We start from the raw sequence: 10,463 nt of genomic DNA, 5'->3' as shown, positions 1-10,463 counted from the left end.
GTGGCGGGGTGGCGGGGTGGAGCGGTGAGGCATGCGGCGTTGGTTACGCAGCGTGCTTGATTGCGCCTGGGGTGGGGCCGTGGCGCCGGGAGAGCGCCCCAGGTCAACGCGGTGCTGCGCCGGTGGCGGCAGAGCAAAGGCGCGGGGTGCGGGACATGGCGGGGCGAGCGCGCCCTCACGCGCCGTGACAGCGGCGTGAGGGCGCGTTGCGGGCGCGCGGCAGGGCAGAGCGGATCAGGAGTCGAGGTTGCGGTGCCGGCTGCGCAGCTTGAACGGCATCAACGCGCTCTCGATCTTGGTGGCGGTGGTCATCTTCGAGTCGCCGTCGCGGCGCTCCTCGAAGCGGATCGGCACCTCCAGGATGGTGTGGCCCAGCTTGGTGGCGAGGTAGTGCATCTCCACCTGGAAGCTGTAGCCGTTCGACTGGACCCGGTCCAGCCCGATCGCGCGCAGCGCCTCGGCCTGCCAGATCTTGAAGCCGGCGGTCAGGTCACGGATGCGCACGCGCAGCAGCGTGTGCACGTACAGGTTGGCCCAGCCGCTGAGCGCGCGCCGGTACAGCGGCCAGTTCTCGTCCAGCTCACCGCCGGGCACGTACCGCGAGCCGATGACCACCGAAGCCTGCGTGGACAGCAGCGCGCCGAGCATGCCGGGCAGCGCCTCCGGCGGGTGCGACAGGTCGGCGTCCATCTGGGCGACGAAGTCCGCGCCGTCGTCGAGCGCCCGGCCGATGCCGTCCACGTACGCCCGGCCGAGACCCTCCTTGCCCGGGCGGTGCACCACCGTCACCCGGTCCGGGTGCTCGATGGCCAGCTTGTCGGCGACCTCACCGGTGCCGTCCGGGGAGTTGTCGTCCGCGACCAGCACCTTCAGCCCCGGCAGAGGCAGCGCGAGCAGGCGCTCGACCAGCACCGGGAGGTTGCCCGCCTCGTTGTAGGTCGGAACGACGACGGTCAGGCGCGCATCCCCCCACGGGGAGGGTAACTGCACGGGTTCGATCATCACGGACATCCTCGGTCAGCGGACAGGTTCATCTGAGAGGGTATCCAGTGGGCCGTGCGGCGGCCGCACAGACGCCCCGCCGAGGGGTCGATCCCGCTCCGGCTTCTGCCGGGTCGCGATGTCGGACAGCCGGGCCAGCGTCTCCCGGTTGCGAAGATGCAGCACCAGGTCGTTGAGCTTGGTCCGGACCCACCGCAGCGGCCCGGCGGCGAAGTCCTCGCCGATGGTCACCCGGGTCCGGCCGTCCTCCAGCGGTTCCAGAGCGAACGCCACGATCGCCTCGCCGGCCGGCCACAACCCGGCGCGCAGCACGAGCCGGTGCGGCGCCCGGCACTCCAGCACGGTGGACTTGTCCTGGAGCGAGAACGGCCAGGGCCCGGCCCGGTGGTGCAGGTTGCTGCCGACGCGGGGCCACGTGTCGTCCACGTCCCGCACGTGCACGGTGCCCACCACCCAGTCGCTGTACGTCCACCCGTCCGCGAGCACCTCGAAGACCTGCTCCGGAGGTGCGTCGATCACTTTCTCCACAACCGCCATCACCAACCGGTACCCCGCCCCGGGCCGCCGCTAACGGCGATGCGGGTTAGCTTCTCGGGGGCGGCGGGTATCGCCGGACCGGAACGGTCGTGGCAACGTGTGCGCCGGCACCGGCGGGGCGCGCCTGGCGCCGACGTCGACGTTTACTCCTCGGGGGCTCGGGAACCCGCCGCCCGTGCGACGGGACCAGGAGCGGGATCAGTGCAGGTCAGCCCGGGTTGACCCGGGTGCTGACCGGTTCCCGTCCGGCCTCTACGACGCGGTGCTGCTGGACCGGGACGGCACGCTGATCGAGGACGTGCCGTACAACGGCGACCCGGAGAAGGTACGGCCGGTGCCGGGCGCCCGGGAGGCGCTGGACCGGTTGCGGGCGGCCGGGTTGCGGCTCGCCGTGGTGACGAACCAGTCCGGCCTGGCCCGCGGCTGCTTCACCGCGGACGAGCTGAGGCTGGTCAACGCCCGGGTGGAGGAACTGCTCGGGCCCTTCGACCACTGGGCGATCTGCCCGCACGCGGAAGCCGACGGGTGCGCCTGCCGCAAGCCGGCGCCCGGGCTCGTACACGAGGCAGCCCGCGCGCTCGGCACCACACCGACCCGGTGCGTGCTGATCGGCGACATCGGCGCGGACACGGCCGCCGCCGCGGCGGCCGGCGCTGCCACGATCATGGTGCCCACTCCGGCCACCCGGGCCGCCGAGGTGGCCGCCGCGCCGACCGTCGCCGCCGACCTGCCGGACGCGGTGAGCACAGTGCTGGCCAGGATGCGCCTCACGGCCGCGCCGCAACGCGCGGGCCGTAACCGCCGGGGCACGATCCTCGTGGTCCGCAGCGACGCCGCCGGTGACGTGCTGGTGACCGGTCCCGGCATCCGCGCGGTGGCGGCCGGCGCGCAGCGGGTGGTGCTGCTGTGCGGGCCACGCGGCCGGGCGGCGGCCGAACTGCTGCCCGGCGTGGACGAGATCATCGAAGCGCCGTTGCCGTGGATCGACGCGCCCGCCCCACCCGTCGACCCGGGCGACATGCGCGCGCTCACCGACCGGCTCGCGGCCGTACGCGCCGACGAAGCCGTCGTCTTCACCTCCTTCCACCAGTCCGCGCTGCCCCTGGCGCTGCTGCTGCGCCTGGCCGGGGTGCCCCGGATCAGCGCGATCAGCGACGACTATCCGGGCAGCCTGCTCGACGTGCGCCACCGCGTCCCGGCCGGCGTACCCGAACCGGAACGCGCCCTGTCCCTCGCCGCCGCCGCCGGATTCGCGCTGCCCGGCCACGACGAACCCGCCCTGCGCATCCGCTCCGACCGGCTTCCGCCGCCCGCGGCCGAGGCCGGGGCGCCCGGCTACGTGGTGCTGCATCCCGGGTCCTCGGTGGAGACCCGCGCCTGCCCGGAGGAACTGGCCACGCGAGTGGTCCGGGTGCTCGCCGCGGCCGGTCACCGGGTGGTGGTCACCGGCGGGCCGGACGAGCGGGAGCTGACCGCCCGGGTCGCGGCGGCGGGCGGCGTCGACCTCGGCGGGCGTACCGGGCTGGCGGAGCTGGCCGCTGTGGTCGCCGGCGCCGGCGCGCTGGTGGTCGGCAACACCGGCCCCGCGCACCTGGCCGCCGCGCTCGGCGTGCCGGTGGTGAGCCTGTTCGCGCCCACGGTGCCGTTCGGGCAGTGGGGGCCCTACCGGGTGCCGACAGTGCGCCTCGGCGACGCGGCGGCGCCCTGCCGGGACACCCGCGCCACCGTCTGCCCGGTCCCCGGGCACCCGTGCCTGTCGGCGGTCGAGCCGGGCCGGGTGCTGGAGGCGTTGCGGCTGCTCGGCGTGCCGGCGCCGGTGGCGGGCGGGGTGGTCGGATGAACATCCTGCTGTGGCACGTCCACGGGTCGTGGACGACGTCCTTCGTGCACGGCAAGCACCGCTACCTGGTGCCGGTGACGCCGGACCGGGGCCCGTACGGGCTGGGCCGGGCGCGCACCTACCCGTGGCCGGACAGCGCGGTCGAGGTCACGCCGGAAGACCTGCGCGGCGCCGACGTGGACCTGGTGATCCTGCAGCGCCCGGAGGAACTCGACCTGGCCGCCGAGTGGCTCGGCCGCCGCCCCGGACGCGACGTCCCGGCGATCTACGTCGAGCACAACACGCCGAAAGGCGACGTGCCGAACACCCGTCATCCCATGGCCGACCGCGACGACCTGCTGCTCACCCACGTCACCGCGTTCAACGAGCTGTTCTGGGACAACGGCGGCACCCGCACCACGGTGGTCGACCACGGCGTCGTACCGCCCGCCGTCGAATGGACCGGCGAACTCGACCGCCTCGCCGTGGTCATCAACGAGCCGGTACGCCGCTGGCGCGTCACCGGCACCGACCTGCTCGCCCGGTTCGCCGCGCTCGCCCCGCTCGACGTCTACGGCATGAAGGTGGCCGGTCTCGCCGCCCACCTCGGACTGCCCGAGGACCGGCTGACCAGCCACGACGACGTACCCCAGCACGCCATGCACGCCGAACTCGCCAAACGGCGCGCCTACCTGCACCTGTGCCGCTGGACCTCACTGGGCCTCAGCCTCGTCGAGGCCATGACCATGGGCATGCCGGTGGTGGCGCTGGCCACCACCGAAGCGGTGGAAGCCGTCCCGCCGGAGGCGGGCGCGCTGTCCACCCGGGTCGACACGCTCGTCGAGGCCGCCCGTGGCCTGCTGGACGACAGGGAGTCCGCCCGCCGGGCGGGCGCCGCGGCGCGGGCCGCCGCCCGGGGCCGCTACGGCCTGGAGCGTTTCCTCGCCGACTGGGACCGGCTGCTGGAGGAGGAAGTATGCGCATCGCGATGATCTCGGAGCACGCCAGCCCGCTCGCCGTCCTCGGCGGGGAGGACGCCGGTGGCCAGAACACGCATGTCGCGGAGCTCTCCGCCGCGCTCGCGGCCGCCGGTCACGACGTCCGGGTCTACACCCGGCTCGACGCGGTGGACCTGCCGGTGAGCGTGCGTGCTCCGGACGGGTACGAGGTGGTGCACGTACCGGCCGGGCCGGCAGAGCCGGTGGCCAAGGACGACCTGCTGCCGTACATGCCGGCGTTCGGCAACTGGCTGGCCGACCGGTGGCGCACCGGCGACTGGCAGCCCGAGGTGGTGCACGCGCACTTCTGGATGAGCGGGCTGGCCGGGCTCGCCGCGGCCCGCCGCGCGGGCGTGCCGGTGGTGCAGACCTACCACGCGCTCGGCACCGTCAAGCGCCGCCACCAGGGCGCGCAGGACACCAGCCCGCCGGGCCGGGTCGAGCACGAGCGGAAGCTGGGCCGCTCGGTGGACCGGGTGGTCGCCCAGTGCCAGGACGAGGTCGCCGAGCTGGTCCGGATGGGTGTGCCCCGCTCCCGGATGACAGTCGTGCCGTCGGGGGTGAACCTGTCCACGTTCGCCCCGCTCGGCCCGGTCGCCGACCGTGACGGCGGCCGGGCCCGCATCCTCACCGTCGGCCGGCTGGTCGAGCGCAAGGGCTTCCAGGACGTCATCCGGGCCGTCGCCGAGGTGCCGGACGCCGAGTGCGTGGTGGTCGGCGGCCCGCCGGCCGGACTGCTGGAGACCGACCCGTACGCGCTGCGCCTGCGGACGCTGGCCCGCTCGCTCGGCGTCGCCGACCGGGTACGGCTGGTCGGCGCGGTGCCCCGGGAGGAGATGGGCCGCTGGTACCGGTCGGCGGACGTGCTCGTCGCCGCCCCCTGGTACGAGCCGTTCGGGCTCACTCCGCTGGAGGCGATGGCGTGCGGCGTGCCGGTGGTCGGCACCGCGGTCGGCGGGCTCATCGACACGGTGGTGCCCGGCCGCACCGGCGACCTGGTGCCGGCCCGCGATCCGGCGGCGCTCGGCGCGGCGATCCGGGGCCTGCTCGGTGACCGGATCCGCCGCTTCGCCTACGCGACCGCGGCCCTGGAGCGGGCGCGCACCCGCTACTCGTGGGCCACCACCGCGGACCGCCTCACCGAGTTGTACGGCGAGGTGGCCAGCGTCGGCCGTCCCACCCGGGTGGTCGCCTGATGACGGCGACCCCGCCGGCCGCCGGCGGCACGCTGCTGGAGGACCATCTGGCGCTGCTGGCCGCCGCGCTGCTGCCGCTGCGGGAGTCGGAGCGGATGCTGGCCCGCTGGGGTGAGGATCTGGCGCACCGGCTCGCCGCCGGCGGGCGGCTGCTGGTGGCCGGCAACGGCGGCAGCGCCGCCGAAGCCCAGCACCTCACCGCCGAACTCGTCGGCAAACTCCGCCACGACCGCCAACCCCTGTCCGCCATCGCCCTGCACGCCGAAACCAGCGCCCTCACCGCCATCGCCAACGACTACGGATACGACGAAACCTTCGCCCGGCAGGTGCGCGCCCACGGCCGACCCCACGACATCCTCCTGCTTCTCACCACCAGCGGCACCAGCACCAACCTCCTCACCGCCGCCCACGCCGCCCACCAGACCGGCCTGCGCACCTGGGCCTTCACCGGACCCGCGCCCAACCCCCTCGCCGACCTCTGCGACGAGCACCTGGCGATCGACTCGCCGGACGGGCAGGTGGTGCAGGAGTTGCATCTGGTGGCCTCGCACGTGCTCTGCGAGTACGTCGAACGGGCGCTGCCCGCGGCGCTCGCCGCCCCGGCGCCGGCCGAACCGGTGCGTACCGGTGTCGAGGTGGTGCTCGGCGACCCGGACCCGGCGGCGCCCGCCGGACCGGGAGGCCGGGCATGAGGGGGCCGGTGGTGGTGCTCGGGGACACGCTGCTGGACCGCGACGTCGAGGGTCTGGTGAACCGGCTCTGCCCGGACTCCCCGGTGCCGGTGCTGGACGAGACCTCCTCCGTCGACCGTCCCGGCGGCGCCGGCCTGGCCGCGGTGTTCGCGGCCGCTCAGGGCGCCGAGGTCGCGCTGGTCACCGCGGTCGCCGACGACGCCGGCGGGGCCCGGATCGGCACGCTGCTCGCCGCCGCGGGGGTGCGGTTGTACGCGCTGCCGCTGGCCGGCGCCACCCCGGAGAAGGTCCGGCTGCGGGTACGCGGCCGGGTGCTGCTGCGCCACGACCGGGGCGGCGCGGCCGGTGTGCCCGGTCAGCCGAGCGACGCCGTGCTGCGGCTGATCGCCGACGCGTCCGCAGTGCTGGTGAGCGACTACGGCCGGGGCGTGGCCGGGCATCCCGCGCTGCGCGCCGCGCTGGCCGCCACCCGGGCGCCGGTGGTCTGGGACCCGCATCCGCGCGGTCCGGCCGCCGTACCCGGGGTGCACCTGGCGACTCCGAACGAGCCGGAGGCCCGCGACCTGGCCAAGACGCCGCCGGGCGGGTCCCGCCTCGCGGCCGCGTCCCGCAGTGCGCAGGCGCTGCGCCGGCGCTGGCAGGCGCGCGCGGTAGCGGTGACGCTCGGCGGGGACGGCGCGCTGCTCTGTCACGCCGGATCCACGCCCCTGGTGGTGCCGGCGCCACCGGCCGAGGGGGACACCTGCGGGGCGGGGGACCGCTTCGCGTCCACCGCGACGCTGGCCCTGGCCCGTGGGGCGCTGGTCTCCGAGGCGGTGCAGGAGGCGGTCGCGCAGGCGTCCGCGTACGTGGCCGGGGGTGGCGTGGCCGCCGCGCTGCCGGCCCCGGTACGGGCGGTGGCCCCGGCGGTGGTCACCGGCGGCGGCGACCGGGTCGGCGCCGGGGCGGCCGGTGAGGTGGTGGCCCGGGTACGCGCGGCCGGCGGCACCGTGGTCGCCACCGGCGGCTGCTTCGACCTGCTGCACGCCGGGCACGTGGCGACGCTCCAGGCGGCCCGGCAACTCGGCGACTGCCTGGTGGTCTGCCTCAACTCCGACGCCAGTGTGGCCGGGCTCAAGGGACCGGAGCGCCCGGTCGTGCCGCAGGGCGACCGGGGCCGGCTGCTCGCCGCGCTCGGCTGCGTCGACGCGGTGCTGATCTTCGACGAGCCGACCCCGGAGGCGGCGCTGTCCTGGCTGCGTCCGGACATCTGGGTCAAGGGCGGCGACTACGCCAGCGGCGGCGGCGCCGAGACGTTGCCCGAGTCGGAGATCCTGGCCCGCTGGGGCGGGCACACGGTGGTGGTGCCGTACCTCGACGGGCGCTCGACCACCGACATGATCGCGGCCGCGCGGGCCGGACGGGGCAGCGGCGGCTGGCCGGCCACGACGCTCGACCCGGCGGAGGCCGTCGCGCAGACGGTGGTCCGGTCCACGGCGAAGGGAGCACGATGAACGAGCGACGCATCCGATCCGGCGCGGTCGCGCGGGCGGCGGCATGAACGCCCCCGCTCCCGGTGCCGGGCCCGCGGTCCTGGTCACCGGCGGGTCGAGCGGGCTCGGCGCGGCGGTGGTCGCCGCGGTGGCCCGCTCCGGTGGACGCCCGCTGGTGCTGGACCGGCAGCGTCCCGCCGACGGTGTGCCCTGGGCCGAGTGCGACCTGGCCGACACCCGAGCCGCCGAGGCCGCCACGCGCGATCTCGCGGAACGCTCCGGCGGGCTGGACGCCGTGGTCACCGCCGCCGGCATGGACGTGCCGGGGAAGCTGGCCGACATCCCGGCGGAGACCTGGGAACGGATCATCACGGTGGACCTGCTCGCCACGGCCGCGGTGATCCGGGCCGCGCTGCCCTGGCTGGAGGCGTCCCGCGGCAACATCGTCACGGTGGCCTCGACGCTGGGCGTGAAGGCGGTGAGCGACGCGACGGCGTACTGCGCGGCGAAGTTCGGGGTGGTGGGCTTCACCCGGGCGCTCGCCGCCGAGCTGGCCGGCACTGTGGGCGTGACGCTGCTGATCCCGGGCGGGATGCGGACCGCGTTCTTCGACGAGCGGGACGCGCAGTACCGCCCCGGCCCGGACGCGGTGCTCAACGAGCCGTCCGACACCGCCGCCGCGGTCATGTTCGCGCTCTCCCAGCCGGCCGGCTGCGCGGTACGCGAGATGGTGGTGTGCGCCGCGCAGGAGTCCTCGTACCCGTGATCCTGGTGCTGCGGGCGCTCGGCGTCGGCGACCTGGTCACCGCCGTGCCGGCGTTGCGTGGCCTGCGCGCCGGCCTGCCGGGGCGGGAACTGGTGCTCGCCGCGCCGGACTGGCTGGCGCCGCTGGCGGAGCTGACCGGGGCGGTCGACCGGGTACTGCCCACCACCGGACCGGACCGGATCGCGTGGACCGGACCGCCGCCGGAGGTGGCGGTCAACCTGCACGGCCGGGGGCCGCAGTCGCACCGGGCGCTGGCCGCCGTACGCCCCGGCCGGCTGCTCGCCCACCGCAACCCGGACGCCGGGCACCCGGACGGCCCGGCCTGGGACGACGACGAGCACGAGGTGCGCCGCTGGTGCCGCCTGCTGCACGCGTACGGCCTGCCGGCCGACCCGGGAGACCTCGCGCTGCGCCGTCCGGCGGCGGGCGGCGTACCGGCCGGGTTGACGCTGCTGCACCCGGGCAGCAAGATCCCGGCGAAGCGCTGGCCGGCGCGGCGGTTCGCCGGGCTGGCCCGGGAGCTGACCGCGCGCGGTCACCGGGTGGCGGTGACCGGATCTGCCGGCGAGCGGGCGCTGGCCGAGCGGGTCGCCCGCGACGGGGGGCTGCCGCCGGAGGCGGTGCTGGCCGGCCGGACCGGGCTGGCCGAGCTGGCCGCGCTCGTCGCGGGCGCGCGGCTGGTGGTCAGCGGGGACACCGGCGTGGCGCACCTGGCCACCGGCTACGGCACCGCCTCGGTGGTGCTGTTCGGGCCGGTGCCGGCGGCGCACTGGGGGCCACCGGCGGACCGGCCTCGCCACCGCGCCCTCGGTGCGATCGAGCCCACGCACGTCAACCCGGATTCGACCGGGTCACGCGGGGTAGGAAGCCACCCGACATTGAATGCCATCGGGATCGACGAGGTGGTGGCCGCGGTGGCCGACGTGGAACGGGTATCTGGTGCGGTTGCGGCGTAGCGATCCGGGCCGGCCGGGGTACGCGCGCCGGCGGCGCGGCAAGGGCTGGCTGTTCCTCGACCCGGCCGGCGAGCCGGTGCGCGACGCCGGGGAGCTGGCCCGACTGCGCGAGCTGGTCATCCCGCCCGCCTGGCAGGACGTGTGGATCTCGCCGTACCCGAACGGCCACATCCAGGCCACCGGCATCGACGCGGCGGGCCGCAAGCAGTACCTCTACCACCCGGGCTGGCGGCGCAAGCGCGACGAGGCGAAGTTCGACCACGTGCTGGAGGTGGCCCACCGGCTGCCCGCGCTGCGGGACCGGGTCACGCAGGACCTGGCGCTGCGCGGCCTGCGCCGGGAGCGGGTGCTCGCCACCGTCGCCCGGCTGCTCGACATGGGCGCCTTCCGGGTCGGCAGCGACCAGTACGCCACCGGCGACGACCCGACCTTCGGGGTGGCCACGCTGCGCCCCGAGCACACCCGCTCCCGGGGCGGGTGCGTGGTCTTCGAGTTCCCCGCCAAGGGCGGCATCGAGCAGGTCCGCCGGATCGAGGACGCGGAGCTGTGCCGGGTGCTGCTCAACCTGCGCCGGCGGCGGCGGGCCCAGGAGCGGCTGTTCGGCTACTGGGACGGCCGGTCCTGGCGCGACGTGCGCAGCGACGAGGTGAACGACTACCTGCGCGACGCCAGCGGCGGGGAGATGACCGCGAAGGACTTCCGTACCTGGCACGCCACCGTGCTGGCGGCGGCCGAGCTGGCGAACGTGGGCCCGCAGCGCTCCGCCACCGCCCGCAAGCGGGCGGTGGCCGGGGTGATGCGGTCGGTCGCCGAGTTGCTCGGCAACACCCCGACGGTGGCGCGGGCCTCCTACGTGGACCCGCGGGTGGTCGACCTCTACCACGACGGGGTGCTGGCGCCGGTGCAGCCGGAGATGCCGCGCGAGGCGGTGGAGAAGTCGGTGCTGGCGCTGCTGGAGGAGGAGGCCGGCTGACCGGCCCCGTCGGTCCTGGGGGGAAGCGCGACGGGGCCGGAAACCTCGTCCG

Annotated in this window: 10 protein-coding genes; 8 read left to right on the top strand and 2 right to left on the bottom strand. The window is 75.8% G+C overall.

Annotated features, from left to right (window positions below; genetic code table 11):
- Positions 1 to 234: 234 nt before the first annotated feature.
- Positions 235 to 1,002 (bottom strand): polyprenol monophosphomannose synthase, encoded by a 768-nt coding sequence (locus tag BAW75_RS27660; protein WP_043325031.1) that lies wholly within the window; start codon positions 1,000 to 1,002, stop codon positions 235 to 237.
- Positions 1,003 to 1,017: 15 nt separating this feature from the next.
- A complete protein-coding gene (locus BAW75_RS27655; protein ID WP_338109330.1) occupies positions 1,018 to 1,539 on the bottom strand; it encodes an SRPBCC family protein in 522 nt (173 codons plus the stop codon).
- Between the two features lie 175 nt (positions 1,540 to 1,714).
- Here BAW75_RS27655 and BAW75_RS27650 point away from each other — a divergent pair, with 175 nt between their 5' ends.
- From BAW75_RS27650 to BAW75_RS27615, 8 genes are read left to right on the top strand one after another with little or no spacing between them, the layout of a single operon-like run.
- On the top strand, positions 1,715 to 3,379 hold the full coding sequence (locus BAW75_RS27650; protein WP_104115455.1) for an HAD-IIIA family hydrolase: 1,665 nt from the start codon (positions 1,715 to 1,717) through the stop codon (positions 3,377 to 3,379).
- Positions 3,376 to 4,350, top strand: coding sequence for a glycosyltransferase (locus tag BAW75_RS27645; RefSeq protein WP_064448753.1), 975 nt, complete (start codon positions 3,376 to 3,378; stop codon positions 4,348 to 4,350). Before BAW75_RS27650 ends, BAW75_RS27645 begins: the two co-directional genes overlap by 4 nt.
- Entirely contained in the window at positions 4,335 to 5,552 is a 1,218-nt protein-coding gene (locus tag BAW75_RS27640) for a glycosyltransferase (RefSeq protein WP_043325028.1), read from the top strand. Before BAW75_RS27645 ends, BAW75_RS27640 begins: the two co-directional genes overlap by 16 nt.
- Positions 5,552 to 6,244, top strand: coding sequence for a D-sedoheptulose-7-phosphate isomerase (locus tag BAW75_RS27635; protein WP_104115453.1), 693 nt, complete (start codon positions 5,552 to 5,554; stop codon positions 6,242 to 6,244). Before BAW75_RS27640 ends, BAW75_RS27635 begins: the two co-directional genes overlap by 1 nt.
- A complete protein-coding gene (locus tag BAW75_RS27630; protein WP_104115452.1) occupies positions 6,241 to 7,737 on the top strand; it encodes a PfkB family carbohydrate kinase in 1,497 nt (498 codons plus the stop codon). Before BAW75_RS27635 ends, BAW75_RS27630 begins: the two co-directional genes overlap by 4 nt.
- 43 nt (positions 7,738 to 7,780) lie before the next feature.
- Positions 7,781 to 8,482 carry an SDR family oxidoreductase gene (locus BAW75_RS27625; protein WP_104115451.1) on the top strand — a complete coding sequence of 234 codons (702 nt, stop codon included), beginning with the start codon at positions 7,781 to 7,783 and terminating at the stop codon, positions 8,480 to 8,482.
- Complete coding sequence (locus BAW75_RS27620; protein WP_069089899.1) at positions 8,479 to 9,438, top strand: glycosyltransferase family 9 protein; 960 nt, start codon at positions 8,479 to 8,481, stop codon at positions 9,436 to 9,438. Before BAW75_RS27625 ends, BAW75_RS27620 begins: the two co-directional genes overlap by 4 nt.
- The gene (locus BAW75_RS27615) at positions 9,422 to 10,411 is read left to right on the top strand and encodes a DNA topoisomerase IB (RefSeq protein ID WP_043325023.1); all 990 of its coding nucleotides are present in this window, start codon (positions 9,422 to 9,424) and stop codon (positions 10,409 to 10,411) included. Before BAW75_RS27620 ends, BAW75_RS27615 begins: the two co-directional genes overlap by 17 nt.
- The last annotated feature ends 52 nt before the right edge of the window (positions 10,412 to 10,463 follow it).

The sequence above is a fragment of the Micromonospora chalcea genome (assembly GCF_002926165.1).
In the GTDB taxonomy this organism is placed as follows: domain Bacteria; phylum Actinomycetota; class Actinomycetes; order Mycobacteriales; family Micromonosporaceae; genus Micromonospora; species Micromonospora chalcea.
This window is presented reverse-complemented; position numbering and strand designations above follow the sequence as displayed.

What these genes read in the sequence shown, in the direction of transcription:
- BAW75_RS27660 (WP_043325031.1), bottom strand. Translation starts at nt 1,002, where the DNA reads ATGATCGAACCCGTGCAGTTACCCTCCCCGTGGGGGGATGCGCGCCTG.
- BAW75_RS27640 (WP_043325028.1), top strand. Translation starts at nt 4,335, where the DNA reads ATGCGCATCGCGATGATCTCGGAGCACGCCAGCCCGCTCGCCGTCCTC.
- BAW75_RS27655 (WP_338109330.1), bottom strand. Translation starts at nt 1,539, where the DNA reads ATGGCGGTTGTGGAGAAAGTGATCGACGCACCTCCGGAGCAGGTCTTC.
- BAW75_RS27645 (WP_064448753.1), top strand. Translation starts at nt 3,376, where the DNA reads ATGAACATCCTGCTGTGGCACGTCCACGGGTCGTGGACGACGTCCTTC.
- BAW75_RS27630 (WP_104115452.1), top strand. Translation starts at nt 6,241, where the DNA reads ATGAGGGGGCCGGTGGTGGTGCTCGGGGACACGCTGCTGGACCGCGAC.
- BAW75_RS27635 (WP_104115453.1), top strand. Translation starts at nt 5,552, where the DNA reads ATGACGGCGACCCCGCCGGCCGCCGGCGGCACGCTGCTGGAGGACCAT.
- BAW75_RS27625 (WP_104115451.1), top strand. Translation starts at nt 7,781, where the DNA reads ATGAACGCCCCCGCTCCCGGTGCCGGGCCCGCGGTCCTGGTCACCGGC.